Below are 26950 nucleotides of genomic sequence, written 5' to 3'. Positions count from 1 at the left end.
GTTGCTAAGCTGTAGATCAATTAAGCTGCCGCTTGCAATTGAGCCTCCCGATGGGGGCCAAGCACTTTGCTGGCGTCATATTCCTTTTGTTTGCGGCCTAGTTCAAACAAGACGCGGATGAGCTTGTTGCAGATCGCGATCATCGACTGTTTCTTCTTCAGCGGGTTATCCCGACGCGTCGTGAAGTACAAGTGCAGCGCGCGGAACTCTTGGTTCTTCGCGACCATCGTCAGCGCCGCCCGGAACAGCAAGGCTCGGAGACGACAGCGGCCTCGGTTGCTGATGGTCGTTTCCCCTTTATGAAGCCCTGAGCTGTTTTCCCGCAGGCTGAGACCGGCGTGACGCACGATTTGTTGGCTGTGGTCATAGCCGCTCAAGTCGCCAACTTCCGCCAGGAAACCTGCCACGGTGGTAAGACCGATGGACGGAATGCTCATCATGTGGGTGGCTCCCGGAATCTGTTCCACCAGACCCGCCACAAGCTCCATCAGTTGCTCAATCTGCCTGCACAGCATGGCGTACTGCTCCAAATACATGGCTAGCTCATGCTTGGCCGCCGTAGCGCCTTCCGTGAGGCCGATGGATTTTTGGGCTTTCCGGTAGAGCAGCTCCGCTCTCTTGGGGCCTACAGCTCGTTTCACGTCATTCTTCTTCCAGATCGCCACGACTGTTGTTTCACCGGCGGCGATGACATCTTGCGGCAGCGGAAAGTGCTGTAACGTAATGAGCGAGGCCTTGCCTTCCCAGTCTTTAAACACTTGTGTATATTCGGGAAAGAAGCGATCCAGCCAATTGTGGATTCTTCCTTTCACGCGGTTCAAATCCCCGCACAGACGGTCTCGCTGGTTCATCAGCACTCGTAGGTCAGCGTAAACGCCTTCCGGCAGCTGCGGCTGTGTATAGCGTCCGTCGATGACGAGCTTGGCGACGACTTTCGCATCTTTGATGTCATTCTTGGTCGGCGAGTTGTCGTCCAGTTCCTTGCTTTTCTTGACGTGATGCGGGTTTACCAGTACAACTTCAACTCCGTACTGCTTCAGAAAGTGAAACAGCGGGAACCAATAGTGACCAGTCGGCTCTACGCCAAGCAGCACGTCCGTCAGTCCATGCTCTTGCTTAATGGATTCCGCCCACGCCAGCAGGTTCAACAAGCCATTCTCATCGTTCTGGAATAAGCAGCGCTTGCCGAGCTCGATTCCTCGGTAATTAAAGGCGCGAGCGACGTGATTGTGTTTTGCGATGTCAGTCCCGATGACCAGCGTCGTTTCAGAAATTCTCGAAATCCGTTGATTTTGCTTGTTCGATTGGTTATGCTTCATCTAGAGCGTCCTCCTCTTATTAGGGCAGTGAATGTGCGCAACATTCGAGACCCAGCATACAGGAGGCGCTTTTTCTTTTCAAACCGCAAATTAATTCATTACAGGAATAGCTCCTTAATCACTATACTTTTGAATATATGAATATCATAACACAACTTCAACCAAAAACATTCTGGAAAGAAGGCTCTGGAGTATGGATTGTGATTTGGTTGCAACTCCTATATAATACCCATTATATTCAAATATCTGATTATTTGATTAAAAGAACATAAGGAGTGGGTACGAATGCCGGACTCAACGAGTAATGACTCATCACATCAAGATTCGTCATCCTCTCATGAATTGATTACACCTTTCATGCAGGTAAGCAGACAAACCGTCATAACAATGGGGATTCATGCGTTACATGAGATTGGGTCCAATTCCATTTGTAACGTTTGTATCGCCAATGGAGGTTCCTGTTGTCAAGGGTGTCGACATCTTGTCAAAGGTATTGGATGCCAAAAACGAAATACAAGTTGTACGGCATGGTTATGCGGGTTTTTAAAGTTCTTTTTGTATGAAACTGGTCTACTACGAGAATGGAATGACTTTTGGGAGCAAGTCCCGGGACAAGATTACCGTGAGGACTTTACGCCAGAGGTCTTTTATGTGACAAAGTCGTTATACCTTCCGGATCTTCGCAATTTGAGTGAGGCTCTTGCTACTGATCTTCATGAACTGGCTAAATCTCACATTGCGATCGGGTTTATCCTAACCCTACGGGAAAAAATCGATAAACAGATTGATCAACTCCACGAGTGTCAGCATAATCGGAAAAGGAAAACCAAAATAAAACGGAATATAAAAATGTTATCCATTCCTTTCCACCGTTTTCAAAAAGAACTTCTTGAATATCGACAAAAATTTCCGATTTCGTAGCAATTTCAATAAGGATGAACGGTGGGAATATTGGTGTTTCATTCGCGTATTACAGCCATTGGAACGTATGTACCCCAACGAAAACTGACAAATGATGATTTGGAAAAGATGGTGGATACCAGTCATGAATGGATCGTACAACGGACAGGCATTCATGAACGCTGAGATCATTTCACTTATTCCTGCCTCTTAAAATCTGTCGTGGTAATTACTGAACGCTGTGATGGAGATAATACAAGGTTACTTTCGGTTCGCACAATTCAGTAAAATGTATTATGTGGCTTGAATGCCGTCCAATTCCGGCATTCGGATGTCCATAAATTATAATGTCGAAATCCTTCTCAAGCGCGGCATCTATTGGCTAAAGCCAACATAATGTAGCCCCACCATCCGGACCAGCGTTTACGAATAAGTACCGTTAATGCAAGTGCGAATGCCCCCGATGTATGATCACTTGGAAAGGAAGCATCCGCTGCGTGAGGGAACAGTAAATGAACCGAATGGCTTACAAACGATCACATAATTCAGAAACAAAGCCAGTATCCCGGAGAACCCCGACTGCACATCAATATGTCTCCTTCGATCATCGCCAAGTATCCACACGAATCCGAGCCATATAGCAAATAACTCCAAACCGTATTTGCTTACAAGAACCATAATCGTATCGAGCCAAACAAGATGTCCTGACAAATCGTTAATGAATTGAAACACAGCATAATTCATAGCGGCAATCCTCCTGATGATCGTCTAGGTCCACAAATGCCCGAATACATAACCTAATGCGCAGAAAGCAATTCCAGAAATCACACTGATAGACACATAAGAGACAATAGAGCGCCATTTATATAGTCGGCGGATCTGTACAATTTCGTACTGGAATGTAGAAAAAGTTGTAAAGGCTCCTAAGAAGCCCGTTCCTATAAGGGCGGTAAGATGTAAATTCAAAGTCAGCCCATACAAAATGCCGAGTAAAAAGGAGCCTGCCAGGTTTACAGTCAACGTTTCGAAAGGAATCGATGATATTGATCGTCGACTAAACGCATTTACGACAACAAATCGGCTAATCGCCCCAATAAACCCACCAATGCCTATCCATAAAATATCCATTAACGTTTACTCACTTTCCTGCTGGATTCTGCCTTTCCATAGTTACCCAGGCGTATACCTAAGCTTGTGAACAGGTAACCGCCGAGCAGGCTTGCTGCAATGTAGAGCAATGCTAATCCATAATGTGCTGATTGAAGCAATGTTACATTTTCATAACTAAAGGTTGAAAACGTAGTGAACGACCCAACAAATCCTGTTCCGAAAGAAGAGCGGAAGTGCGGATGTACCAAATATCTTGTCGTGGTCAGCGTATAGAAGAGAGAAAGTAAGAAACAACCCAATAAATTAATCGTTAGCGTGTGAACCGGAAATGCTTGTCCAAAACGTTCTCCTATCCATATGCCAAGTGAATAGCGGCTAATAGCGCCGAGCGTTCCGCCGACACCGAGATACACATAAATCAAATCAACCCCGCCTTTCCAACTATTCATATAAAAAGACAAACTCCTACCAGAATAAGAATTCTAGTAGGAGTTATTAGCCGTTACCGGCGGTTTATGGCGAACTCCATCGCCTTATGAACATGTAATTTATATTAGTTGAAATTCCCGTTCAAGTCAATCTTTATTTGGAACGAGTTATAAGGAGCCGGTGATAATATTTCGCAAATCGATCAACAAAAGCTTCAATTCATTACATTTAATTAGGCATTTGATTGTATCGAAAAAAGAAAGCCTCGGAGGGTAGTTTTTGGGCAAGCAGTTCCGATTTTACCCTAAAAATGAAATGAATATTAGAGGGACATTATTCAACCCCTCAATGCTCCTTGAAAACTGGATACAATCTTATCCGGTACGTTCCCCGCATGGCCTGGAAGGATAGCCAATTTGCAGGCGCGCCACGACCAGTCTGCCGATTCTTATTTCTGCATGCCTTGAAATCAGAAGCGGTAAACTGCGAGCGATTTTGCCCATGCAATAAATAAATAGTGGTGCCATTTATGGCGAAGACCCATGCGGAGGGATAATGATACTTCCGTCCAGCCACAGCTCAGCGCAATGGGGGCGGCTTGCAGCGATCCTGGAAGAGGTTTGAAGCCTATGAGGACGGCTAACCACTGTCCGCCGGATAAGGTTAATGTAAGAGAAGCAACCAAAACAGAGGCGGAGACAGAGATGCGCGTATAAGGTTTTGTTTTGTTGCGCATCTCTGCTTTTCTGTTTTTAAAAGTGATTGGGAGGTAGCTATGAACCATAAACTCGTCCGGTACAGTATGCAAATCGCTATGATAAGGCAGCTGCTGGCATTATCTTTGATTACCGAAAACGAATTTCATTTGATAAAGAACAAAACAATGCGGGATTACGGCATCATTTCGGACCTTACTTCTTGATTCGCACATTTGTCGGTCCGCCCACCTCTTATTATACTGATGGCGAGTAAATAAGAATGGAGGACAACACCATGGCTCTTGAAGTGGAAGTGATTAAAGCAAGTAGGAAAATATCCGATCGCAATGCTGGAAAGCTATCGGATATTCTTCGCGTTGCTCCTTATGCCCGCGTAAGTACCGACACCGAGGAGCAATTGAACAGTTACAAATCGCAAGTCGCCTATTATACAGATCTCGTAAGCAAACGCAGCGACTGGGTGCTTGTCGATATTTATGCGGACGAAGCCATAACCGGGACACAGGTAACGAAGCGCGAGGATTTTCAACGAATGATTAACGATTGCATGGACGGGAAAATTGATATGATCATCACGAAGTCTATCTCCAGGTTTGCAAGAAACACGCTGGATACGTTGAAATACGTCCGAATGTTGAAAGAAAAAAACATCGCCGTATTTTTTGAAGACGAGAATATCAATACGCTGACCATGGACGGCGAATTGTTGCTTGTCATCTTAAGCTCCGTAGCGCAGCAGGAAGTGGAGAACATCTCCGCCAACGTAAAAAAAGGATTGAAGATGAAAATGAAGCGCGGTGAACTGGTGGGATTTCAAAGTTGTTTGGGCTATGATTACGATGTGAATACGAAACAGATCACCGTTAATCAAGAAGAAGCCGAAATCGTCCGCTATATTTTTGAACGATATACATCGGGGATCGGCGCTTACGTTATTGCCAAGGAACTGACTGAGGCGGGACATAAGACCAAGTACGGTAGGGGCGAATGGCAGGACACAACCGTTCTTGGTATCATAAAGAATGAGAAGTACAAAGGCGATTTGCTGCAAGGAAAGACATTTACCGTCGATCCCATTTCCAAGAGAAGGTTGGATAATTACGGCGAGGAAGATCAGTTTTATGTCAAAAATCATCATGAGCCGATTGTCAGCGAGGAAGTATTTGAGAAGGCGCAGGACATATTGCATCGAAGAGGCAAGAATCGTCGCCGCGGCGCAAAAGGCAAGCGGGACAAGTACAGCAGAAAATTTGCTTTCAGCAGCAAGTTGGAATGTGCTTTCTGCGGAAGCAATCTCTCGCGGCGGAACTGGCACAGCGGAACCCCGCACGAGAAGGTGATTTGGCAGTGCGTGACAGCCACGAAAAAGGGGAAGAAATACTGCCCTCACAGTAAAGCCTTGGAGGAAAAGCTGATTGAGGGTGCTTTTGTCGAATCGTATAAATTGGTGTGCCGCAATAATTCGGACGTGCTGGACGAGCTTATGAAAAGAATGGAATCGGTGTTTAGCGACCAGAATAATCAAAAGCGACTGAACAAAATTAACAGCGAGATTCAGGCCATGGAGCAAAAACGTTGCAGGCTGATTGATTTGTGCCTGGATGAGAAAATAGACAGGGCTACTTACGAACAGAAATATGCGGAGCTCGATACTTCGCTTACTAAATTGCTCGAAGAAAAGGAACAACTGGAGCAATCCGCACAAGATGAGATTGATTTGGGAAAGCGGCTTGAACATTTCCGCAAAGTGCTTCAAACAAATGAGGTTCTAACCACATTCGATCGGAACGTATTCGAAAGCATCGTTGATAAAGTGATTATTGGGGAGAATACCAATCAGGAAAGTCCCGAGCCGTACAGACTGACCTTCGTCTATAAGACCGGCTTTCATAACAGCATCCAAAGCAAGATGCATAAGCAAAAAAAGTCCTTGCGAAGTGAAAGGGGGAGAGTGCCTTCCTATTCCGAGAACAACACATGTGGAGTGCTGTGTGTCGCTCACTAGAAAATAACCAATTCTAGCCGCATGTACCTGCCCAAATATAACGAAGATCTCAAACGCGATTAAGCTGCCTGAGATCTTCGTTTTTTATGCAATTAATTGAACAAGCTTGAGATTTGCTTTAATTTCACTTTAGTAGGTCTTAATCACTTGAACTCAGCCATTAACTTGAACACTCCCGCCGAGAAATTCTTGGGTATATATATCAGTGATTTTATCCAGCACACGCTGCGCGTGCTCTGTGAATTTCAAGTCCGCAACCCGATCTTTCAACAGAAACACGCCGGTCTCATTGCAGTGTTTGCCGAGGGCTCCCTCAAATAATAGGTTGGCGCCAAGGGTGGGCGGAGAGGAAAAAAACTTCATAAACAGTTCAAACCATACGGCCAGTCCGGAGTCCTTTCCTTTTCTAAGCGTGTTGTTAATTCCCGGGTCCACGCTGCGGATCTTGATGCCTTCCTTGGCAAGTTGCGGTGCGACGGCTTGAGTCCACAACGAAAGAGCCAGCTTTGAAGTTGCATAAGGGCCAAACATTTTGCGGAAGGTTTTGGGATGCTCTAAGTTTTCGATCGAAAACTCCTTAGTAAATCTAAGCGCCTGTGATGAAGTGTTAATCACCGTTTTTAAGCTGCCGTTTGTCAACAGCTCCTTTAATTCCATCAGAATAATATAAGGAACGACCGCCAACAATTCATAATGCATTTCGCGCCCTTGTTTCGAATAGCGCAGCTCACTCAAGCCTCCTCCAGCGTTGTTGAACAAAATATCGATCCGCTGCTCCTTGCTTTTGATTTCTTCCAAAGAGTGTCTCAAGCTGCCGTAATCGGTGAGATCCTTCACTTTATAGGCTCGGAGCCATCCGTTCTTCAGATGATTTTGAATGAATGTATCGTCCGCTGGAAAATTCGACCGGTTTAAAGCAACCACCTGCCAGTTCTCCGACAGCAATTTCCGGGTTAATGCCAACCCGATCCCACTACTTGCGCCTGTAATCAGTGCGATATGTTCTCGTTGTTTTATATTCAATGTACATCCTCCTTCATTCAGCCTATTCATCGGTCATATGCGCACATCAGTCGGAGGCGGGCAGGAGGATCAGTTTGCCGTGGGCACGCCCGCTCTGACTGATTTCGACGGCTGAACGCCATGCATCGAGTGCGAAGGTCCTGGCGACCGGAATAGTGAACTTGCCGTCTGCTGCGTACTGGGCAAAGTCGCCGACAACATCATAACGTAGGGTATGTACTTCTCCGTAGCTGGCGCGAACGCCAAATTCAGCGGCTGCGGCGAAATCGCTGACGGTTAGGACGCGCTCGGGATGCCCATTGACGATATGGATTAAATCTATCATTGCGCCGCTGATTGGTGCGGCATCCAGGGCGAGGTCTACCGGCTGCTTCGCCAGTTCGGTCACTCGCTCGACCATTCCATCACCGTACGAGGTCACCATCGCTCCCATTGCGCGGAGTTTGTCGGCGAAGGTGGTACCGGCGGTTGCGACCACACGAGCACCGCGCATAAGCGCAATCTGAACGGCGGCAAAGCCTACCGTGGTGCCGGCTCCGTGCACGAGTACGGTCTGGCCCGGCCTCACCCCGAGAGTATCAATGCCTCGGTAGGCGGTTTCGACCGCCATTGGCAGTGCTGCAGCCTGCACAAAGTCGAGTCCGATCGGGATGCGGAACCAGTAGTACATGATCGCTCTGTCGGATGCACCGGCGCTTGATCCACCCATGAAATCGGCGGCACCCAGAACCGCATCACCTATGGCGACATCGGTAACGCCCTCTCCAACTGCGTCTACAATACCTGACACATCCAGCCCAATCCCGCGAGGCAAGGGCAGTTGACCGGCAAAGTGTCCTCGGCACATTACCCAGTCAACCGGATTTAACCCACAAGCGCGTACACTCACGCGAATGCGTCCCGGCCCAGGTTCTGGGATCTCCACCTCCTCCAGGCGCAAGACGTCGGTTGGTTCACCGTAGTCGTGGAACCGAATTGTTCGCATGGTAGCAGGATTGGATGCCTGATTCTTCACATTTTTGAAAGACGTATCTAAATTCTCCAATTCGATGTTCCCTCCAGTTTGCTCTGATGGAATAGTGTTCTCTGTGAATTCATACGGTCATCCAAGGAAAAGCACGAAATCCTAAACGATTAAGTTCACTTGAAGGTAAGATGACTTGGGAGGAAAGTTACATGAAAATTCATGACATTCCTGCCTACGCTTTAATAGTCATGAGAAGAAGCCCTGAGTCAGTTGCGAACTGAGAGTGCTCAGATCTGGGAGCCGCCTCCGTCAACAGGGAACTCAGCTCCGGTGGTATAGGTGGCCTCAAATGCTAGGAATACTACGGCTTTGGCGACCTCGGCTGGATCGCCGAAACGCAGCATTGGGATCTGCCGTTTCATCTGCGCCTTCGTCTGTTCTGCAATTTCCTTCGGCATTGACCGCTCCAGGATCCCTGTGTCGATGGGGCCGGGGCTGACTGCGTTGACGCGAATCTTCCGCGGTAACAGCTCACGGGCCAGACTACGAGTCATGGAGCGCAGCGCCGCTTTACTGGCCGCGTACGCACTGATCATCGGGATCCCCAATACGTTCGTTATAGAGGTGGTGAGCACCACGCCACTTCCTTCGTTAAGCAATGGGGCAAGTTTCTGTACGGTGAAGTACGGACCTTTAGCGTTGATTGTATGTAACTCGTCGTACACATCTTCGGACATTGACTCGAAAGGGACGTAGCGCGTGATGCCGGCGTTAACGAACAGGGCATCGATCGTGCCGAACTCGGCCTTGACCCTGTCGGCCAGCTTATCGATATCCGTCAACGATGCGATGTCGCTCAGCAATGAGACCGCGTTGCTGCCGAGTTCCTCACGAGCCGAGTCAAGCTTAGCCTGGGTACGTCCGGTGATCAGAACGCGTGCTCCTTCATCCACTAGCAGCTTCGCCGTCACGAGGCCAAGTCCGCTGCTACCTCCCGTGATCACTACTTTCTTGCCAGCGTATTTACTAACAGGATTGTTTTCCATGTTCATCTTCCTCCCTTGGTTTATCCGGTATATAATCTTGCAACTGACGGACTATTGTTGGATAAGAAGCCCTTAGGTAGATTGCACAAGCAATCACCATAATGGGTATGCACTGCTTTCACAGAACCCATCGTTTCTAGTTTTCTTGTTTTACTTTGAACCAACGATAGACCCAACAGTGTAGTAAAAACTACACTGTCTGTGTTAATCTTATCTAAGCGGTTTGGGTTGTACAACCAGTAAACAGCCGCATTTGTGGCTTATACAACACATGTATTTATTTGTTGTCTTTAGCTTTCCTAACAACGCATGCTTACCACTATATCCCAAAGAGAGAGGTAGAAGCATAACATGCTCACTCACACAAACGATCCCCGTGTGAAACGGACACGTCAGCTATTGATGCAAGCTTTTATGGAATTGCTTGAGAAGAAGAAGAATGTCTCTTCTATTACCGTACAAGATATTACGGCTAACGCGACCGTAAATCGCTCCACGTTCTATGCGCATTTTGAAGACAAATTCGCATTTCTTGAGAGCTGGATGAGGGAGAAATTTCAAGAGAAGCTGAAGAATGAGCTGCCTAATGCTGCTTTATCCGATACAGGGAGCCTGCGAACGCTTATTTTAATCGTTTTCGATTTTCTTTTCTGTACTCGTCCGTATATGACTTTAGCTGACCGCCAGTATGAACCGTTATTTCAGGTCGCGATGCAAAAGGAACTATATGACCTATTATTTGCCTGGTTAAGTGAACAAGCGGAACCTTCCGTTTCACGAGAAACGGTGGAGACTGCCGCCTTGATTACAAGCTGGAGCATTTTTGGATCAGCCGTCGAGTGGAGCAGACATCCGCAACATAGATCGGCGGAAGACATGGCTCGAGAAGTTTTGGTGGTCGTTGCTGCTGGTTTAGCACCCGTAATAGGGTAATGATATAGTGTTGTGAACAGGCGAAAGGTGATTCTGTGAATATCAGAATTGTGATGAAGAGCGACAAGTAATAGTCGATGACTATTTTCGTATCGGTGGGCAGTTGTTCCAGTAGGAGTGTAATTATTTATTACGACAAATATGATAACGAGCTCTGCCCCTCCTGTAACAAATGGTTGTCTGCTCCGTGTGGAGATTCATCTTGTACTTATGTAATGTTCGACCTAATAAGCCTCTAAAAAATCAAAACTCTTGCTGATAAGTCTCATGAGACTATGGAGTAACGAACCATGAAAATGATGTGGTGTTGGCGTTGTAAATGTGAAATGCCTATGTTAGATGAAGGAGAATATGCACGGATTCATAAGCTGTATGGTGATTGTATGAAAGCATCAAAGGAGTTTAGGCAAGAGCATGGGCTATCATTAGAACAGATATCTATGGATGAGAGATTTAGTCCTTTCGTAAAGGAATACGAAAAAATAACTGGTGTTTCGGGCGTTCATCATAACGCAATTATGCATCATCGAATATCTTTATTTGGCGACCCTTGCCAATATTGTGGCAAGCCATTGAGGACGCCAAACGCAAAGCTGTGTGCGAACTGTGGTCAGCCCAAATAATAGTTGATGGCTGAAAAAGAAAGGTAAGTGTCAGATGAATCGGCATAATTGTCCCTGTTGTGGTTATCCCACACTAGAGGAAAGACGAGGCTGGGAGATTTGTTGTTTATGTAATTGGGAAGATGATGGACAAGATGACCCCCACGCAGATAAAGTTTGGGGCGGTCCAAATCAAGATTATTCACTTACAGAGGCTCGGGAGAACTTCAAAAAACACTATATCATGTATAGAGATAGACGAAGAATCCTAAAACAAACGGATAAAGAAATTCAAACAAAGAAAAGTTTAATTAATGCATTTGAAAAACTTAGAAGTGAAAATAATGAATCTGTTCATCAAATATGGCAGGAAATCGACTCTTTAGAAAAGATACTAGATGATATTGTTCATGAAAGTTCAGAGCGCTACAGCGATAATATAGAGAAAAATCAAGAAATCATAAACCTAATTAATTCTGATAACACCGATACAATAGTAAGAGGCTTGCTTTCCCTAGCATTAAATGCGGATGACGGAGAGTTTGTACAAGACCTAATGGTCCGATATAGCCAGCACAAAAACGAAAATATAAGAGGAATAGCCATTCTATGTTTTGGTCATATTGCTAGAATACACAGAGCGGTTAATAAGGAACTAATTATTCCACTTATTAATGATGCATTGAGTGATGAAAGTAAATTTGTTAGAGGACATGCTCATTCAGCATTAGATGATATTGAGTTGTTTTGCAAGTAATTACGCTTTGGAGGCCTTCTCTGAGGCGTTTTTTTATTGGGGGGTTACGATTAAATCCAATTCCGCATCATCAGTCAGTATAACCATTATTCAGATAAGGAACGGCCCCCATTAGACCTCAACGAAAGAATTTGATCCGCTTCCCATTCATTAATGGAAATGGCTTCTTTTATTATTGGAATGTCCCAGGAAGTTGAAATTCCTTAGCCTAGCTTTCTCACTAGATGCCCAGAATTGGTGCATGATGCGTATATAAATAGAAATCCGAGTGTGCATCATGACGCAACAAAACAACCTTTTACCTACTTGTAATGGTTGTAATATGGTAATATTGGCCATTGGGGGGTGTCACCAATTAAGGTTGTTGATTATATACGGTATATAACATTCAAGCTCGCTGGTGCTGGCTATGCAATATTCTTCCTATGGGTTTTTGTCCTGCTGCTAACAGGTTTTAAATTGTACGAATCCTTTGCTTCTATTAACGAAATCAATGGGTGGATAACAATATATGGATATGGCTTTTTGTGTTCGATAATAATTGATTTAATTGTAAATTACATACCTTCCAAAAAATCTATTATTAAGTTACTGTTATACGCCGCGGCAGGCTTTGGATTTTTCATTTTTTCGGCGGGGAAAGAATGGATAATCTTTATGGGTGTGTTCGGTGTGATATTCTCCTTGATTTTTTATTGGGGTACCATAATATTACCTAAAAGACGTAAAATGATGTGGCTATTTGCATTTATTATTCCACTGCTTTTATTTACATCAATGAAGATTCTGCTAGCTGACAAAAAGGTAAATTTCCATGATGTAATTAGTAGCAATTCATACGAAGCCAAGTTCGATTACTTTAATGGGAATCAAGAAATCCCGATTTATCTAAAAAAAGGGCAGAAACTGGTTTATGTGTTTGTTTGGAATACAACACCTGTAGGTAATGGCGGGGCAGTTGGGCATCAAGTACTAACGCCCAATGGCAAATATGCATCGTTGCACCAAAGAAGTGATCATAAGCATGAGATAAATGCTGAAGAAGAAGGATTTTATAAGCTCGTAGCTCATGCGGATAGATTAAAAGGTAGTTTTACAGTCTCTTGGGACATAGAATAAAGCATTGAAAAGGCTGCTAGGTTCTAGGATATCAATGAATTGATTTTGAATAATAAGCGGGAAAGAATACAGCGAAAAGGCTAAAGAAGCCTGCTCCCTCAAACCTTTCCCTATTTTTTATTTGGACATGCTTTAAACTATAATAAAGTTGTGATATAAAGAGCTGAGGTAGAATGAAGGAAATCCGTATTTTCTAGAACTACGTATGAGGGAGGATCGACCATGACCAAGAGTAATGACACCAGCGATAAAAAGGGGTTGTCACCAGAACAGCGTGAAGAACTACTCGCAGCATTGAAAGCCCGATTTGAGAAAAATATGAACCGCCATGACGGCCTTGAGTGGGCTCATGTTCAAGCCAAGCTCGAAGCTAATGTTGATAAATTGTGGTCGCTCCATGAAATGGAGAGAACCGGCGGCGAACCGGATGTGGTCGGTCATGAGCTAGAGACGGATGAATACATCTTTTACGATTGTTCCGCGGAAAGTCCTAAAGGCCGCAGAAGTGTTTGTTACGATCGGGAAGCTCTGGAGTCACGAAAAGAACATAAGCCGCAGAATAGCGCTATGGATATGGCAGCCTCCATGGGGATTGAACTTTTAACGGAAGCACAATACCGGGAATTACAGAAGCTTGGAAAGTTTGATACGAAAACATCGAGCTGGGTGATAACCCCTGACAATATTAGAAAACTTGGCGGAGCCCTCTTTTGTGACCGGCGCTACGAGACTGTGTTTGTGTACCACAATGGCGCGGAATCCTACTATGCCGCCAGAGGGTTCCGCGGCTCGCTGAGGGTCTGAATTTTGGAGTCCCTCAGTCATGTGGAGTGCTGTATGATGCCCTTCTCACAGAGGGCATTCTTTTTTGGAGCGTTTAGGAACGCAAATCTATCATTTATTCCAGTAAGGCCATTACACATCATAGGAGATGTCTCATAGAACATGTTAAAGAAAGAAGTCGCTAATATTCGCAAGCTGTTTAAGCTGGATCATGAAAAGCTTCAAATTCACGATATTTTGAATGTGTATATTATGAAGGAAACAAGCGAGATCTATCATTACGAACGTCAGCCTTTTGCACTATTGGACAGGGAAAAGCAGGAGCTTTATATGGGGAATTTCAAAAAGCTGATGGCCGGCGAATTGGATCAAAAGCTGTTCGAGCTAAAGCTTCACGAGGAAGCGGAGACGCCTACGCGGGTGCTTCTTCATCAAGGTCTGGTGACCGGCAATCCGGAGGAATGGCATGATCTGATGATCCTGCTAGTGGAGAAAATGCTGGCGGATACCCAGTATGAAAAGGATACGGTGATTACTTTTGTCCGAGGCCAATACTACCAGCCAACCAAGGCTAGAAACGAAGAAGCCGAGGTGAGTGAAAACGACGAGATGTTCTCCAACCTGTTCATTTTGTGCAGCATCAATTCAACGGAGCAGCAAAAGAAAACGCTCATGTTCGATTACGTCGAGCGGGAATTCAAATACAATGTCATCGTGGATCCGATCATTAAGTTGAGTTCGCCGGAGCAGGGCTTTTTCTATCCCAGTGTAACGGATGGTTATTCCGATGTGAATCGTATTCTGTATTGCTCGGGGAGAGCGAATGATCCGAATCAGCATTTCATCGAGGAAGTTTTGAATGCCGAGAAGAGCGTGACTGCGCTGGAAGAGAGAGCCATTTTTGAAGAGATCGTAAAGGAAGTGGCGGGAGATCAGCTTGACACCTCAACGATAGCCAGCGTTTACGAGGAAATTCATCAGGTCATCGAGACCCATGAAGAGGAAGAACCTGCGAAGCTGGACTATAAAGATGTGGAACGCTTGCTGACGGTCAGCGGCGTGGAGAATGTGACGGCGGAAAGGGTGGAACGAGCGTTCCAAACGATCGTCGACGACAAAAACTACGAAATTAAAGCGAGCAGCGTCGTTCCGAAATTCACTTCAAAATCGATTAAGATCGATACGAAGATCGCCACCATTTCGGTCAGTCCTCAGGATCTGAAGTACGTAAGACAGGTCAATTATCAAGGGAAACGATGCATCTTGATCGAGGTGGACGAGGACGCCGTCATTGACGGATTTACGCTCAGTACGGAAACGCTGTAGATTGGGAGCCTGGGATTGAACGTGCCGCAAGCGATCTGATCTCAAGTAAACTTTATAAAGCGCCTCCTGATAGATATTGTAGGGCACATGCTCACATTCCATCAGCCGAGGCGCTTTCTTGCTTTTAAAGTCGATGCCTTAGCGTAAAGCACTCTACCTACACTCCATCTTTTCGCTTGACCCTAACACTAATGTCAGGGTTTATAATGAAATCGAATCGATCATCAGGAGGCGTTGAAGCATGAAAATCGGAGAGCTTGCAGCCCTTACCGGGGTCAGCATCCGTTCGCTGCGTTATTATGACCAGCTAGGCTTGATCAAGCCGGTTCGGCGTGAGAACGGCTACCGGGAATATTCGCCGCTGGCGGAAGAGCAGGTGCGGACCATACAGTTCTACCTCAAGCTCGGACTGTCGACGGAGCAGATCGCCGGTTTTCTTCATTGTGTCTTGAAAAATAAGGAAGCCTTCTGCCAGGAAGTGCTCCCGGTTTACCGCCAAAAGCTTGCGGAGATCGATGCTCAAATCCACCTGCTGCAAAACATCAAGTCGAATCTGGAGGAGCGTATTCAGTCGATTTTGGATGAACGGCAAACCCATGATGAGGAGGAACAAAAATGAGCATACCCAGAGTCAACACAACCACGTTTCGGAGCGCCATTAAGGAAAAGGAAGTGACGCTCATCGATTTCAGCGCCCAATGGTGCCCGCCCTGCAAAGTGCTGCTTCCTATTCTAGAAGAGCTGCAGCACGAGGAAGGAAGCCGCCTGTCGATCTTGCAAATAGATTGCGACGAGTCGCCGGAGATTGCAGCTGAATATGGCGTTATGTCCATGCCGACCGTTATCGTATTTCATAACGGCGAACCCGTGGACAAATTTATTGGCCTCCGGCCCAAGGGAGTATATCAGGCGGCGCTTTCGCGGTATGCGTAATACTTCCGAAAAGCGACATGCCGCAGCAATCTTCGCCAATTTGTGACAAATTTGCAGGAAATCCCCTCCATATGTCGAAAGAAAGTAAAGCTGATAGGTATAACCTGTCGTCAATACATTCCATCGAATGAAGTAACGGAGGCATTTTCCATGAACCGAATCACCCTTACGATCATGCTGCTGTTCCTGATGATCATCGCATCTGCTTGCGGATCAGCCACCAGCGGCAAAGCTGAGAATCTGAAGAGTCAGGCGGCTCCTTCTGCTATTCTTCCCTCTCCTTCCTTACCGGCGGCACCAAGCCCGAAGCCGGAGGAACGCAAGCTGACACCCGACGAAGAAGTCGCCCTGGCTTATATTACCGACTACTTAAATAGTGACGATCCCGAGGGCAAAGCCAATTACGTGAAGCAGCATTTTGCTCCCGATATGCAGGAGACGGCCTTGAAATACGCCTCTACTGTCACAAAGAAGGATAAACGCTTCAAAGACCCGAGCGTTAAGGAATCGATACAAATGCCGGTTAACGGGGTTCAGGTTACCCTGGTACTCATTCAGGGGTATGAAGACCAGCCATGCCGCGCATGCAATAACTTCAAAACCATTAAAGAAGTCATCCTGATGATCGCAGATAACAAAATGGTGTGGGGTTACTTGAAAACAGACGATTTTCACGAACGGCTGTCCTTCTATTTACTCCGGCATCAGTTCAAGACCGCGGCGGGAGAGGTTCCCGCATTAACCCTAACAGAGGGGGCGCCGGAAGAGGATCAGGAAGTGGGGCTTGCCTACATCCATGACTTTTATAACAGCGATGATTTAAAGGGAAAAAGAGCATTTCTGTTCCAATCCATTCAGCCATCGGTAACATCCACATTCTATGCACATACCCAGGTAGCGACGAATAAAAACATTCGTCTCCAGAACGCCAAGGTTGTAGAATCGCTGCAATATCAGTTGGAAGAGCGGCGAGGCTCCTTGGTTCTCCTTCAGGGAGAATGCTCGTGTGACAACAAGGAATTGATTATACTGGTCGTCGATGCCAAAATGGCATGGCAGTATAAGAAGCTGGATAAGCTGCAGGAAGATATCATCTACCATCTTATCCGCGACAAATTCCAGTCCCCTTCCCCTTCCCCTTCCTGATATCATACAGCTCCGTACAGAAGCCCAGGCTGGCAGGCCTGGGCTTCAATATGTTACAACTTTACTCCGATAAGCCGCCCACATCCGCTTCCCCCGCTCCCTTGTGCTGCTCATTCGCAGAGACGATCAGCTTCTGCAGCCATTCCGGGACCTCGGAGTCCGATACGTTCAGCATATCCAGAAAATCAGAATCGTGCAGCAGGGAACGGATCCCGGAGACGGCATTGCGATCACCGCTTACCGAGCCGAACCCTTGGGTCAGCTTCTGGTGGCTCTCGAAGCCAGTCGGCCAGTTGTTGCCCATATTAATGCAGGCCGCATTTTCTACGGAGCCGATACGGATGGAGCCGATCACAAATTGAGGAGATAAAAAAGAAGATATGGCCATAACCTCCCATCCTGGAATGAGTCGCTGATCAGCTTTTGGTTACGCGGTAACCGGTTTGCGTCCGCTGCAGGCCTGATAAAGGAGGATCCGACATCTGGGAGGAAGGATTCGCCTTATGGGGGCTCTGCCGCTGCTCGGAGGGCGCCGCAGAATCCGTCCTCCTTCGGATGTCGGCCTGCAGGGAAGATGAATCCGGGGTGATCTTGGCGCCAAAATTGTTCCCCAAATTCAGAGAGCCGCTTAGCTGCTCGATATCCAGATTGTCCAGACGATACTCCATTTTCTCCACAACCGGCTGATGAATATGGACATTTTCGATGGTAATCTGCGTCGTATTCGTTCTTAATTGTTCAAGGGATTGTTCAATTCGGCTAAACCGGTTGTTTAAATCCTGAAACCGTTTATCCAGCTCCACAGCCAGCGCTTGGGGTTGGGGCGGCCGCTTTTTCCAAAACATATGACTCACATGTTTCGTAACTTGGTCGTTGATACAGTATCGAATTGATCATCATCCCTTAAAGACGCTTGTAGACCGGTGATAAGAAGATTCTTTCCGTTGACTGTGCCAAAGGCTTGGTTGCGCTTGGCCTTATGCTTATAATTGCACTGAATGTTGCTTCCATGGAAAATGCCTGACGAGCTGGACACCGTTCCAATTTGAAGATCATAGAAATGGATTCGTACCACCTTTTACCCACCTCGCGTTCTTTTTTGCCCTAGAAGAAAGGTTCAAGTAAAATCGATCGGGATCTGTGTCTGCTGTACGGAGGCTTCAATTTGCAGCTCAATCAGAAGCAAGCCTCTGCTATATTTAGCGGTGATCCTGTCTGCGCATACCGGCTTAGGCATCGGCAGAACCCGCCGGAATGGCCCGAAGAACCGTTCATTCAAGGTGATCCGATTCTCGGTGACTGGATATGTACAGGGAATTTCCCCTTCCAGCACAAGGTTCTGCCCTTGAAGAAAGATGCCGAGTTGATCCGGAGAGCTGAGACCTGGAATTTCGGCAAGCACGACTACGGCGGTGTGGGTATGATAAATATCAACACGCGGACCCGTCTTAGGAATCATCTCGGCGATATCCTGCCAGAACTCCTCCCCCAACACTTCGCTGGCCTGCTTATGAAACGTATGCACTTCCTTCATCGGATTTGTTTTTTCCTTATCCACCAGCCGACATCACCACGCTCTGACAGTTGCTTTTATCATTATCTATGTATATGTACAAGAAAAGAAATGATGCTCCATGCCTCCCCGCCGGCTTGTCCTATATAAAGCAGACGCGACATGGGATATCCCGGTGCCGGTCAACATCTTGATGCGCTCCCCTATCAGCCGCCTACTCCCGAATGGTTATTTCATGAAACGGCTCTTGATGCCGCGATTTGGGCAGCTGCACCTCAATCACATCGCCGTCTTGTCTTGCGCTGGCCTGGGCCGGCGATATGTCGCTGGGCAGTCTGATTTCCTGGGTGCCCCCCATAAATTCTATTTTGCAGGTATGCCTGTTGGCAAAAAAACGAAGATTGCTGCTGGACATGCCCTCCGGGATTTTACAGTGCAGGAAAATCACCCTTTGGCTTTCAAACAGCTCATACTCAAGGCTATCCTCCGTCGAAAAGGGGTCGTATCCCGCTGAGTGGGGTATGGAGTGCTGTACGAAGTTTTTGAGGGTTTTATGCACGAATTTTTCAATTCCGGTATTTCCGGCAGGAAGAGGGAATTGCTCGATCAGGGCCCTCTGCAGCTCCTGCCAGCTCTTGATGGAATTCCGGGTAGGGTCCATAATGTTTCACAGCCTTTCAGAAAAAGCTATCCGTCCTGAATGAATCCTGCTGCTTACCGTCTGCCGGCTTTAGCCGAAGCAGTTTAGTCCCCGAACATATTGTTTTTTAATGCCTGCTGCAAATGGTTGATCCGGCTAAAAAGCGGCTTATTCGCGTTATCGTAGATCGGGGTGATGAGCCCGTGAAGCTGAAACAGCGTCGGTTCTCCGCATTTGGCACAGAAGGCGGCGTTTTGCACATTGAGATGCGAACAACCTTTTTTTAATAAGCCAGGCTCGTCAGAGCAGCGGTTTTGTAGGGGAGCGCCGCAATCAATACAGAACTTATCGTTCTCATTGGCTGTTTTGGAGCAGCGCAGGCAGGTGACTGGTTTCTTATTACTCACAGACCTCTCTCTCCTCTCATGCTGTTATCTATCCCTCATTATAGCACTTGGGATTGAATGGATGGAGCCGGTTCAATTTCCGTAATCGGATTATCCACGACATCGCTGTCAAACAGAGTGGATACAAAGCCGGCCTCAATATTAGCTCCGAATAATTGACCGTTTCCGTAGTTTGTCTTTCCGTTCTGGTTCCAACCGGGCTGGGAGATTTCTCCGACAGCTATGACAGAACCTCTGTTCAATGTATTCACATTGATCGCACCGGCAGCCAAAGAAATAATAACGGCCACAATGGTTCACCCCCGACAAAGGCCTATGCCTTATAGTATTCAGTCCCTCTATTTAGGTTACAGCCTATGGATGCCGTGCGGCTTGCCCCTACCCGTTATGGTTTGGCTTCTGGGTAATCCGGATGTTTTTCTCCACGTGTTGAACATGTTCATTAATGATTCCTTCATTGCGAAATGGCGCGTCAATCACATCGTCGTCGAGAACCATGCTGGCGACTTTCTTTACCTGATTGCGGCCCAGGCTTTTTCCAAAGCCGTAGTTGACTTTCCGTGCGGTTCTCCAGCCTAATGGTTTGTTATCTCCCAAGTCCATGGCCGAGCCATTGTTTAACACGTTGGCATGGATAGCGTTAAAATCTATGGCGCATTGCTGCATGGAGCTGCCGGTCTCCGCAAGCGTGATGTATCTCATATCCTCAAAGGGGGCGTCAATCAAATCCGAATCCTGCACAACACTTACTGCATGGGTCATGGTAGAGCCGCTTAAGCTGCCAAACCCCTGATTGCTTTTGCTGTAAGAGGACCAGCCGATGGCCTGGTTGGTACCGATAAAAATACCGGATGAATCTTCAATATTATTGACCAGCAATTTATTGAACACCACACAGGCTTTTTGATGATTCAGCTTCATGGACCCACCTCCTGCCGGATGTAAGCAATATCGTCTTCTTAACAAGGTGTATGCCTATATTGTATTCCGTCATTCCGTTCTGTTGCTTGGCTACTGAATAAATTGCCCATTTTGTGGTCCCATTCGCGATAAAGCCTTTCCCTCCCCTTGCATCACCTTCAAGATCTTGCTATAATCTTTTTCAACCATTGTTGAAGGGATTTGAAATCATGAACACCACCCTGTTACAACAATTGCATCATTACAAGCAGCGTTAGCACACCTGTACATTTTCGGGGTGGGCTAACGCTTCTCGCGTTGGCCTCCCTGCGGCATACCGAACGCGCAGGACCAAGAGGTCCGGCGCGTTTTTTATTTTATTTGTGAAGAGAGGAATGGGAGCTATGCAAAATGTAAAAGGAACCTACGATTTCTTTGGAAAAGAGCAGGCGCTGCGAAAACAGGTGCAATCCGTACTTCAGGAAGTGTTCGAGCTGTATGATTTTGAAGGAATGGAGTCAACGATCCTCAACGAGCTTGATCTGCTGACATCCAAATATGCAGGCGGCGATGAGATTCTGAAAGAGATGTATCGGCTGACGGATCAAGGCTCACGCAGCCTCGGCCTTCGCTATGATCTGACGATTCCCTTCGCCAAGGTCATTGCTTTGAACCCGGGTATCGAGCTTCCTTACAAGAGATATGAAATAGGCAAGGTGTTCCGTGATGGGCCCGTCAAACGCGGACGCCTGCGTGAATTTTTACAATGCGATGTGGATATAGTCGGAATTGAAGGCCCCGAGGCGGAGGCCGAATTAATGCAGGTTGCCGTCGAGGTGTTCAAGCGGCTGAATATCCCGATTACGCTCCGGTGGAATAACCGGCAGTTCCTGGGTGATCTTCTGGAAAAGCTCGGCGTGGCGCCGGAGACCAAACCGACGGTCATGCTAACGCTGGATAAAATCGCCAAAATCGGAGCCGATGGAGTTGTCCAAGAGCTGATCGGCAAAGGCTTGGCCCCTCAAGCAATCCGTTCCATGACCGAGCTGATCGAGTGGAACAACCCAAGTATGGAGCAAATCCTGGAACGTTACGATATCCGTGATTCTGCAGGATACAGGGAGATCCGGGCCTTACAGGAGCTCATCTCCAGGCTTGGGCTGGAGCCGACTTGCAGCTTCGATCCCTTTTTATCGCGCGGCCTCTCCTTTTATACCGGGACAGTGTATGAAATCTTCGACGCATCCGGTTCCTTCACCTCCAGCCTGGGCGGGGGCGGGCGTTATGACGCCATCATCGGCAGGCTGATCGGGCGCGAGGATGTTCACTACCCGACTGTCGGCATCTCATTCGGAATGGAGTCCATAATGGCGATGCTGCAGAGCCGCCCCTTGGAAACCAAGGCACCATTAGCGTTGGTTATTCCCATAGGGAATACCATTCCCGAGGCTCTGCTTGCAGCGTCCGAGCTGCGAACGAATGGAATTCGCACCGGGCTGGACACCAGCCGAAGGAAATTGAAGAAGTTGCTTGCCGCCGCCGCATCCCAAGGAATCCGGTATGTTATCCTGGTTGGAGAGGATGAAGCCCGTGATAACAGGATTCGTTTGAAGGACATGGTGGAGATGACAGAAGCAGTACTATCTATAGAGAAGGCTCTGCTCATCCTTCAGAAACAGGCACTCTGAGCATCCGAAAGAGAAAGAGCGGTCTAAATTCCCACAGTTCGTTGATGGATCCGAATAAATATGGGTAAACTACGTAAAATAGGCTCATTTTACTACAAAATCACCGTTCAAACGACAAAAAACGGCGATTTTGGCCAGAAAGTTTGACAATTTCGCCTATTCGCTTAAAATTTATTTTATTATGCTATATAATTACATTTGAGCAGTTATCACACGCTCTATGTTTTATCAAGTGTGATTGGATGAAGAACGGATCCAAAATAAGGTTGCAATAAAACCCATCCAAGCTAAACTCAATTTCGGATGGGGCTTTTACCTGCTCAGAAAGGATGAATACATGATGGACAAGCATCTGAGCGAAACCGATCAGAAGATGCTGTTGAAAGAGGAAGAAAAGCGTTGGCCCAATATTCAGGTGCCGGTTACACTTTCCGATTATTTTGCCAAGCTTACTAAACCGGAGCTGTCGACCATTCGTATGAACCTGGGGATCAAAGGAGCAAGCTCCTTGAAGAAGCAAGAGCTGATAGATGTGCTGGTAGAGCAACTGCCTGCAGCGCTTCCGCAGCTGCTTCAAGCCTTCGATGAAACCCGCTACCAACTATTGAAGCAGCTGGCGGACCGCGGCGGACATGGCTTCAGGCCACTCGAAATGCACCAGCTGGAATACTTCAAGCAAAGAGGAATTCTTTGTACAGGTACGTACAATGGAGACAAGACACTGGTTATGCCTCAGGAAGTGCTAGCATGCTTCAAGCGTGTGGACAGTTCTTCTTATCGGGATCAGGTCCGTAAAAATACGGAGTGGATTAAGCTCACGCAAGGCTTGCTCTACTACTATGGCGTTCTCAGCCTGAATGAGCTGGAAAGGCAAATCAACCAACTGACCGGAGCCCGAATCAAGCTCGGCGATTATACGGCTATTCTTCAGGAAGCCGTCTCCTACTATGAAGAGCTGAAGACCGATACGTACGGCTATGCCAACAGCAGCGTAGAAAATCCGGACAGGGTGATAAGCGAGCAAGAGTCGAGACCTCAAGTGCCCTACTATCCATTTACCAAAGCCCAGCTGCTGCATGCCGGCGCGCCGAATTTCGTCGACCGCAATGAAAGCTATCAGGCGTTTGTGCTTTTCATTCGCAAAAACTATACCATTTCTTTGGACGAGGCGGACTTTATTGTAGAACAATGTGTGGACGCCATCCGCAACGGTCAGTCTCCGGCAGAAGTGTTCAAGCTGCTTCAGCAGCTTCTTGAGATCAATGAATTGGATATGGTCAAAGCATTCATGGATCATATTGCCGATCTCCATAACCATACAAGACAATGGACCATAAAGGGATATACTCCTTCTCAACTGTCTCCTGCTAAGGATGCCTCGGCAGAAGCATCGCCGATGAAGCCGAATGTCGTGACATTTGCGGCAAAATTAAAGGTCGGACGAAATGACCCTTGTCCTTGCGGAAGCGACAAAAAATACAAAAAGTGCTGCGGACGTTAACCCTTTTCTATACCGGGAACCCTAGATAGGTTCTATAACGAAATAGCTGTCCCCCCAGGTAACCATGATCTGCGCGGGATGGCTATTTGTGCTGTGCAGAATAAAAAATTCCATTCCAGGTAACCATTTAGACATGAACAGCACAGATCATGAGGGATGCGTATGCCGCTTTTTTCCTGGCTAAGACGTCACATCGTTCACACCAAGGCCAACAACCATAGTCAAGCCGGTCCTGGAAGAAAAGTCCAGCCCGAACAACCCCATGCACTTGATCGATCGGTTAGCGTGAACGATCGTATCGCATGGTTTCAGAAGCAATTCCATGACGACGCGGATGTCGTCATTCAATATTTCACCCATAGCTGCGGGACTCCTTGCGCACTCTTGTTTATTAGAGGCCTGATCGATCAGGAGACCGTGCAAAAGGAAGTGCTTCAAGCGGCTCTAGCCATTGAAGCAAGCAATACGGCGGACTTCTGCCGGCAGATGTTCGACGAGCATCATTTGCCCGTTACCGGAATTCAGCTGTCACCTTCCTTAAACCAAGGCTTGCTTTCCATATTGGAAGGCCACGCACTGCTTCTGGTAGAGGGAGACTGCCGGGTTCTTGATCTGCCCGTTACCTCTTATCCCAAGAGAGCCATTGACGAAGCACCCAACGAGTCCGTCATTCGCGGTCCGCGGGAAGCTTTTATCGAAAATTTGCAGGTGAATACTACGCTGATCCGCAGAAGGCTCAAGACGCCGGATCTCAAGCTGGAGTATATGAAGATAGGAAGACATTCGCGTACTGATGTCGCCATTAGCTACGTGCAGGGGATTTGCAAGCCGGAGCTGGTGCAGGAAGTGAAGCGGAGATTGTCTCAAATCGAATTGGACGGCATTATGGGAAGCAGCTATATCGAGGAATTTATCGAGGATAATCCCTACTCCCCCTTTCCTCAAATGCAGTATACCGAAAGACCTGATGTCGTCTGCGCCTCCCTGCTGGAAGGGCGAGTCGCTATTCTCGTGGACGGTACGCCGATTGCTTTGCTGGCTCCGGTCACCTTTTTCATGCTGATGCAATCCGCGGAGGATTATTACCAACGGTTCATCTCCTCCACCTGGATCCGATGGATCCGGTTTGCGTTTATCTTTATCTCGCTGCTGCTGCCCTCCACTTATATTGCGGTAACGACCGTACATCCGGAGATCATTCCGAAACGGCTGCTCATTACGATCACCTCTTCCCGGGAGGTCGTCCCCTTTCCCGCGCTGATCGAGGCTTTCATGATGGAATTGGCTTTCGAGGCACTGCGTGAGGCTGCCATACGCATCCCCAAATCGATAGGACAGGCCGTCTCCATTATCGGAGCGCTGATTATCGGAACGGCTGCCGTGCAAGCGGGGATCGTATCCGCGGCGATGGTTATTATTGTGGCATTAACGGGGATCGCTTCGTTCATTATCCCGCATTACGATCTTGGATTAGCCTTCCGATTGCTGCGCTTCCCTATTATGATTCTGGCGGGGATGTACGGGCTGATCGGGATAGCGTGCGGATTGATTCTTATCTATCTGCACTTGCTCTCTCTGCGGTCATTCGGAACCCCGTACCTTACTCCACTGACCCCTCTCTCGTTCAGCGATTGGAAGGATACCTTCGTGAGAGTTCCATGGTGGTTCATGAGAAGAAGACCTTCTCTTCCATCGACCGGAACGCAAAGAGAACCGAAGCACACAAGAGGCTGGGCACAGCAGGAGGAGGAAGATGGAGATTGAACATGGGTAGCCGCCTTCGAAAAATACTCATTGTGCTGACAGCTCTTCCCCTCCTGCTGCTTGTAAGCGGATGCTGGTCGACCGTTGAATTGAATGATCGCGCCTTCGCAAGGATGATGATATTTGATAAAGGAAAAGAAGGCATCGAGCTTACGCTCGGGTTCCCGCTCCCTAACCGGATGATTCCCGGAATGGCCGGCAGCGGAGGAGGACCGCAAAGCGGAAGTCCCTATACGTTTATTACCAAAGAAGGCGTCAATGTCGGACAGGCGCTTCGCAACATTCAAATTGATCTGTCTAGAAAAATTACTCTAGGGCAATCCAGTGTCGTCGTCATAGGCAAAGAACTGGCACAGGAAGGAATAGACCCCGTATTGGAGTTTCTGGCCCGGGAGCCCCGTGTTCACATTAATGCCAGCGTGTTCGTGACGGAAGGAAAAGGCAAGGAGATCGCCAATATTCCGACGATTTTCGAAAGATTTCCGACCGATATATTAACCGCCTACGTTCTTCAGCATGAGACGATGCAGACAACGATCAAAGATTTCCTTATGGCCAACTACACCGGGGGGGATATGATTGCCCCCCTGCTCTACTTCAAACCGCAAAAAATTGCGAGTGAGAAAGGCAAATTACAGGATTGGATGGGCGTTGGCGGCGCGGCCATTTTTAAGAACAAGAAGCTGCAGTCTACCATCGGGGTGAAGGAAATGCGGGGGGCGCTTTGGGTTGTTGGACAGCTTGCTGATGCGGAAATTACGATTCCTTCACCAAGTGACGGTCGCAAGGTCAGTTTTTTTATCGAGCATTCCCACACCAAAATAAAACCTCAGCTATCGGGCGGAAAAGCCTCTATACAGCTCAATTGCACAGCGAATGCCCGGCTGCTGTCCTCAGATTCGATGCTGGATGCAGAGGACCCCAAGCAATTGAAAGAGCTGGAACATCAGCTGGAGACGGAAGTAGAAAGACGCATCATGAGCGTGATTGACAAGACACGGGAAGCGAAGTCGGACGCTTTTCAATTCGGCAACTTCATCGCCTGGTACTATCCAAAGCAGTGGAAGACGTTACAGCCGCAATGGGTCGAGCATTATTCCAATCGAACGGCTGAAGTCATCATCCATGCCGATATCGATATCCGGAGGCTGGGAACCGAAACCAAATCCGTCGAATTGGAGGAAAACACATCTTGATTATTAGCTTGATGGTATACGCAATCGTAATGTACCTGGAATGGCGGTACTTGACCTGGAAACGAAGAAAGCCCCGGACGTTCTTCATCATTCTTGGCTACAGCGCTGCGTCCTGGCTCTGTCTCGAGCTCTTGTATTTCTTCAGGGAGACATGGAGGTTAAAGGACTTTATCGAGGCTGTGTTCGGACCTGTACAAGCCATCTTGAAAATTAATGAATAAGGA

General features: G+C 47.3%; 31 protein-coding genes, 1 pseudogene and 1 riboswitch. Of the genes and pseudogenes, 16 read left to right on the top strand and 16 right to left on the bottom strand.

The features are described from left to right. Positions 1-20 precede the first annotated feature (20 nt). The gene (locus B1728_RS29005; RefSeq protein ID WP_079913913.1) at positions 21-1319 is read right to left on the bottom strand and encodes an IS110 family RNA-guided transposase; all 1299 of its coding nucleotides are present in this window, start codon (positions 1317-1319) and stop codon (positions 21-23) included. 954 nt (positions 1320-2273) lie between these two features. Here B1728_RS29005 and B1728_RS36555 point away from each other — a divergent pair. Then, positions 2274-2402 (top strand): annotated as a pseudogene (locus B1728_RS36555) (ketoacyl-ACP synthase III); the annotation flags it as partial. 288 nt (positions 2403-2690) lie between these two features. Here B1728_RS36555 and B1728_RS28995 read toward each other — a convergent pair. From B1728_RS28995 to B1728_RS35930, 4 genes are all read right to left on the bottom strand, one after another. Next, entirely contained in the window at positions 2691-2963 is a 273-nt protein-coding gene (locus B1728_RS28995; protein WP_079913911.1) for a phosphatase PAP2 family protein, read from the bottom strand. Positions 2964-2987: 24 nt separating this feature from the next. Next, the gene (locus B1728_RS28990) at positions 2988-3347 is read right to left on the bottom strand and encodes a fluoride efflux transporter FluC (protein ID WP_079913910.1); all 360 of its coding nucleotides are present in this window, start codon (positions 3345-3347) and stop codon (positions 2988-2990) included. Then, the gene (gene crcB, locus B1728_RS28985; protein ID WP_079913909.1) at positions 3347-3778 is read right to left on the bottom strand and encodes a fluoride efflux transporter CrcB; all 432 of its coding nucleotides are present in this window, start codon (positions 3776-3778) and stop codon (positions 3347-3349) included. Before crcB ends, B1728_RS28990 begins: the two co-directional genes overlap by 1 nt. A gap of 30 nt (positions 3779-3808) precedes the next feature. Next, positions 3809-3871: riboswitch (Fluoride riboswitch) on the bottom strand. A 356-nt stretch (positions 3872-4227) separates the two neighbouring features. Beyond that, entirely contained in the window at positions 4228-4542 is a 315-nt protein-coding gene (locus tag B1728_RS35930; RefSeq protein WP_144028044.1) for a hypothetical protein, read from the bottom strand. Here B1728_RS35930 and B1728_RS28980 point away from each other — a divergent pair. Next, complete coding sequence (locus B1728_RS28980) at positions 4534-4680, top strand: SHOCT domain-containing protein (protein WP_079913908.1); 147 nt, start codon at positions 4534-4536, stop codon at positions 4678-4680. The genes B1728_RS35930 and B1728_RS28980 overlap by 9 nt on opposite strands. A gap of 71 nt (positions 4681-4751) precedes the next feature. Further along, positions 4752-6482 carry a recombinase family protein gene (locus B1728_RS28975; RefSeq protein WP_079913907.1) on the top strand — a complete coding sequence of 577 codons (1731 nt, stop codon included), beginning with the start codon at positions 4752-4754 and terminating at the stop codon, positions 6480-6482. Between the two features lie 153 nt (positions 6483-6635). Here the strand turns inward: B1728_RS28975 and B1728_RS28970 are convergent, their stop codons facing one another. The 3 genes from B1728_RS28970 to B1728_RS28960 all read right to left on the bottom strand — a co-directional run bounded on the left by B1728_RS28970 (position 6636) and on the right by B1728_RS28960 (position 9518). Then, positions 6636-7505 (bottom strand): SDR family NAD(P)-dependent oxidoreductase, encoded by an 870-nt coding sequence (locus B1728_RS28970; protein ID WP_079913906.1) that lies wholly within the window; start codon positions 7503-7505, stop codon positions 6636-6638. Between the two features lie 46 nt (positions 7506-7551). Further along, complete coding sequence (locus tag B1728_RS28965) at positions 7552-8550, bottom strand: NADP-dependent oxidoreductase (RefSeq protein ID WP_256865552.1); 999 nt, start codon at positions 8548-8550, stop codon at positions 7552-7554. A gap of 209 nt (positions 8551-8759) precedes the next feature. After that, positions 8760-9518 (bottom strand): SDR family oxidoreductase, encoded by a 759-nt coding sequence (locus tag B1728_RS28960; protein ID WP_079913905.1) that lies wholly within the window; start codon positions 9516-9518, stop codon positions 8760-8762. A 402-nt stretch (positions 9519-9920) separates the two neighbouring features. On the opposite strand from B1728_RS28960, the gene B1728_RS28955 reads away from it, so the two are divergent. From B1728_RS28955 to B1728_RS28915, 8 genes are all read left to right on the top strand, one after another. Further along, positions 9921-10451, top strand: a complete 531-nt coding sequence (locus B1728_RS28955) for a TetR/AcrR family transcriptional regulator (protein ID WP_256865566.1) — start codon at positions 9921-9923, stop codon at positions 10449-10451. A gap of 657 nt (positions 10452-11108) precedes the next feature. Next, positions 11109-11810 carry a CPCC family cysteine-rich protein gene (locus tag B1728_RS28945; protein ID WP_079913902.1) on the top strand — a complete coding sequence of 234 codons (702 nt, stop codon included), beginning with the start codon at positions 11109-11111 and terminating at the stop codon, positions 11808-11810. 345 nt (positions 11811-12155) lie between these two features. Continuing rightward, complete coding sequence (locus B1728_RS28940) at positions 12156-12929, top strand: hypothetical protein (protein WP_079913901.1); 774 nt, start codon at positions 12156-12158, stop codon at positions 12927-12929. 222 nt (positions 12930-13151) lie between these two features. Beyond that, on the top strand, positions 13152-13733 hold the full coding sequence (locus tag B1728_RS28935) for a DUF4256 domain-containing protein (RefSeq protein WP_079913900.1): 582 nt from the start codon (positions 13152-13154) through the stop codon (positions 13731-13733). Positions 13734-13874: 141 nt separating this feature from the next. Further along, entirely contained in the window at positions 13875-15038 is a 1164-nt protein-coding gene (locus B1728_RS28930; RefSeq protein WP_079913899.1) for a DUF4317 domain-containing protein, read from the top strand. A 241-nt stretch (positions 15039-15279) separates the two neighbouring features. Further along, positions 15280-15657, top strand: a complete 378-nt coding sequence (locus tag B1728_RS28925) for a MerR family transcriptional regulator (protein ID WP_079913898.1) — start codon at positions 15280-15282, stop codon at positions 15655-15657. Beyond that, the gene (trxA, locus tag B1728_RS28920; RefSeq protein ID WP_079913897.1) at positions 15654-15971 is read left to right on the top strand and encodes a thioredoxin; all 318 of its coding nucleotides are present in this window, start codon (positions 15654-15656) and stop codon (positions 15969-15971) included. The genes B1728_RS28925 and trxA overlap by 4 nt, the downstream gene beginning before the upstream one ends. Before the next feature lie 150 nt (positions 15972-16121). Next, the gene (locus tag B1728_RS28915; protein WP_079913896.1) at positions 16122-17117 is read left to right on the top strand and encodes a hypothetical protein; all 996 of its coding nucleotides are present in this window, start codon (positions 16122-16124) and stop codon (positions 17115-17117) included. A gap of 61 nt (positions 17118-17178) precedes the next feature. Here B1728_RS28915 and B1728_RS28910 read toward each other — a convergent pair whose 3' ends face one another. The 8 genes from B1728_RS28910 to B1728_RS28875 form a co-directional block, all read right to left on the bottom strand. Beyond that, positions 17179-17505 (bottom strand): hypothetical protein, encoded by a 327-nt coding sequence (locus B1728_RS28910; protein ID WP_079913895.1) that lies wholly within the window; start codon positions 17503-17505, stop codon positions 17179-17181. Between the two features lie 28 nt (positions 17506-17533). Next, positions 17534-17962, bottom strand: a complete 429-nt coding sequence (gerPC, locus tag B1728_RS28905) for a spore germination protein GerPC (RefSeq protein ID WP_079913894.1) — start codon at positions 17960-17962, stop codon at positions 17534-17536. Positions 17963-17967: 5 nt separating this feature from the next. Further along, complete coding sequence (locus B1728_RS28900) at positions 17968-18192, bottom strand: hypothetical protein (protein WP_079913893.1); 225 nt, start codon at positions 18190-18192, stop codon at positions 17968-17970. Positions 18193-18234: 42 nt separating this feature from the next. Beyond that, positions 18235-18675: an Hsp20/alpha crystallin family protein gene (locus B1728_RS28895; protein WP_079913892.1), complete on the bottom strand. Its 441-nt coding sequence runs from the start codon at positions 18673-18675 to the stop codon at positions 18235-18237. 169 nt (positions 18676-18844) lie between these two features. Further along, positions 18845-19291: a hypothetical protein gene (locus B1728_RS28890; protein ID WP_079913891.1), complete on the bottom strand. Its 447-nt coding sequence runs from the start codon at positions 19289-19291 to the stop codon at positions 18845-18847. Between the two features lie 83 nt (positions 19292-19374). Then, the gene (locus B1728_RS28885; protein WP_079913890.1) at positions 19375-19677 is read right to left on the bottom strand and encodes a hypothetical protein; all 303 of its coding nucleotides are present in this window, start codon (positions 19675-19677) and stop codon (positions 19375-19377) included. A gap of 38 nt (positions 19678-19715) precedes the next feature. Then, positions 19716-19967, bottom strand: a complete 252-nt coding sequence (locus B1728_RS28880) for a hypothetical protein (RefSeq protein WP_079913889.1) — start codon at positions 19965-19967, stop codon at positions 19716-19718. 88 nt (positions 19968-20055) lie between these two features. Then, positions 20056-20598, bottom strand: coding sequence for a hypothetical protein (locus B1728_RS28875; RefSeq protein WP_079913888.1), 543 nt, complete (start codon positions 20596-20598; stop codon positions 20056-20058). A gap of 383 nt (positions 20599-20981) precedes the next feature. Between B1728_RS28875 and B1728_RS28870 the strand changes: the two genes are divergently transcribed. The 5 genes from B1728_RS28870 (at position 20982) to B1728_RS28850 (ending at position 26947) form a co-directional block, all read left to right on the top strand. Next, positions 20982-22265, top strand: a complete 1284-nt coding sequence (locus B1728_RS28870; protein WP_079913887.1) for a histidine--tRNA ligase — start codon at positions 20982-20984, stop codon at positions 22263-22265. Positions 22266-22602: 337 nt separating this feature from the next. Further along, positions 22603-23766, top strand: coding sequence for an SEC-C metal-binding domain-containing protein (locus B1728_RS28865; protein WP_079913886.1), 1164 nt, complete (start codon positions 22603-22605; stop codon positions 23764-23766). A gap of 162 nt (positions 23767-23928) precedes the next feature. After that, the gene (locus B1728_RS28860) at positions 23929-25530 is read left to right on the top strand and encodes a spore germination protein (protein WP_079913885.1); all 1602 of its coding nucleotides are present in this window, start codon (positions 23929-23931) and stop codon (positions 25528-25530) included. 2 nt (positions 25531-25532) lie between these two features. Beyond that, a complete protein-coding gene (locus B1728_RS28855) occupies positions 25533-26726 on the top strand; it encodes a Ger(x)C family spore germination protein (protein ID WP_256865565.1) in 1194 nt (397 codons plus the stop codon). Then, positions 26723-26947, top strand: a complete 225-nt coding sequence (locus B1728_RS28850) for a hypothetical protein (protein WP_079913883.1) — start codon at positions 26723-26725, stop codon at positions 26945-26947. Before B1728_RS28855 ends, B1728_RS28850 begins: the two co-directional genes overlap by 4 nt. The last annotated feature ends 3 nt before the right edge of the window (positions 26948-26950 follow it).

Source organism: Paenibacillus sp. 32352 (assembly GCF_002042965.1).
Lineage (GTDB): Bacteria > Bacillota > Bacilli > Paenibacillales > NBRC-103111 > Paenibacillus_S > Paenibacillus_S vulneris.
Note: the sequence above shows the minus strand (reverse complement) of the source record. Positions and strands in the feature narration are given on the sequence as shown.

Bases quoted from the DNA above. Each gene is read 5' to 3' on its own strand.
- B1728_RS35930 (WP_144028044.1), bottom strand. From the start codon at position 4,542: ATGGTTCATAGCTACCTCCCAATCACTTTTAAAAACAGAAAAGCAGAG.
- B1728_RS28930 (WP_079913899.1), top strand. From the start codon at position 13,875: ATGTTAAAGAAAGAAGTCGCTAATATTCGCAAGCTGTTTAAGCTGGAT.
- B1728_RS28955 (WP_256865566.1), top strand. From the start codon at position 9,921: ATGCAAGCTTTTATGGAATTGCTTGAGAAGAAGAAGAATGTCTCTTCT.
- B1728_RS28975 (WP_079913907.1), top strand. From the start codon at position 4,752: ATGGCTCTTGAAGTGGAAGTGATTAAAGCAAGTAGGAAAATATCCGAT.
- gerPC (WP_079913894.1), bottom strand. From the start codon at position 17,962: ATGTTTTGGAAAAAGCGGCCGCCCCAACCCCAAGCGCTGGCTGTGGAG.
- trxA (WP_079913897.1), top strand. From the start codon at position 15,654: ATGAGCATACCCAGAGTCAACACAACCACGTTTCGGAGCGCCATTAAG.
- B1728_RS28860 (WP_079913885.1), top strand. From the start codon at position 23,929: ATGCCGCTTTTTTCCTGGCTAAGACGTCACATCGTTCACACCAAGGCC.
- B1728_RS28990 (WP_079913910.1), bottom strand. From the start codon at position 3,347: ATGGATATTTTATGGATAGGCATTGGTGGGTTTATTGGGGCGATTAGC.
- B1728_RS28925 (WP_079913898.1), top strand. From the start codon at position 15,280: ATGAAAATCGGAGAGCTTGCAGCCCTTACCGGGGTCAGCATCCGTTCG.
- B1728_RS28935 (WP_079913900.1), top strand. From the start codon at position 13,152: ATGACCAAGAGTAATGACACCAGCGATAAAAAGGGGTTGTCACCAGAA.
- B1728_RS29005 (WP_079913913.1), bottom strand. From the start codon at position 1,319: ATGAAGCATAACCAATCGAACAAGCAAAATCAACGGATTTCGAGAATT.
- B1728_RS28910 (WP_079913895.1), bottom strand. From the start codon at position 17,505: ATGGCCATATCTTCTTTTTTATCTCCTCAATTTGTGATCGGCTCCATC.
- B1728_RS28980 (WP_079913908.1), top strand. From the start codon at position 4,534: ATGAACCATAAACTCGTCCGGTACAGTATGCAAATCGCTATGATAAGG.
- B1728_RS28890 (WP_079913891.1), bottom strand. From the start codon at position 19,291: ATGGACCCTACCCGGAATTCCATCAAGAGCTGGCAGGAGCTGCAGAGG.
- crcB (WP_079913909.1), bottom strand. From the start codon at position 3,778: ATGAATAGTTGGAAAGGCGGGGTTGATTTGATTTATGTGTATCTCGGT.
- B1728_RS28945 (WP_079913902.1), top strand. From the start codon at position 11,109: ATGAATCGGCATAATTGTCCCTGTTGTGGTTATCCCACACTAGAGGAA.
- B1728_RS28870 (WP_079913887.1), top strand. From the start codon at position 20,982: ATGCAAAATGTAAAAGGAACCTACGATTTCTTTGGAAAAGAGCAGGCG.
- B1728_RS28995 (WP_079913911.1), bottom strand. From the start codon at position 2,963: ATGAATTATGCTGTGTTTCAATTCATTAACGATTTGTCAGGACATCTT.
- B1728_RS28855 (WP_256865565.1), top strand. From the start codon at position 25,533: ATGGGTAGCCGCCTTCGAAAAATACTCATTGTGCTGACAGCTCTTCCC.
- B1728_RS28960 (WP_079913905.1), bottom strand. From the start codon at position 9,518: ATGGAAAACAATCCTGTTAGTAAATACGCTGGCAAGAAAGTAGTGATC.
- B1728_RS28915 (WP_079913896.1), top strand. From the start codon at position 16,122: ATGAACCGAATCACCCTTACGATCATGCTGCTGTTCCTGATGATCATC.
- B1728_RS28865 (WP_079913886.1), top strand. From the start codon at position 22,603: ATGATGGACAAGCATCTGAGCGAAACCGATCAGAAGATGCTGTTGAAA.
- B1728_RS28875 (WP_079913888.1), bottom strand. From the start codon at position 20,598: ATGAAGCTGAATCATCAAAAAGCCTGTGTGGTGTTCAATAAATTGCTG.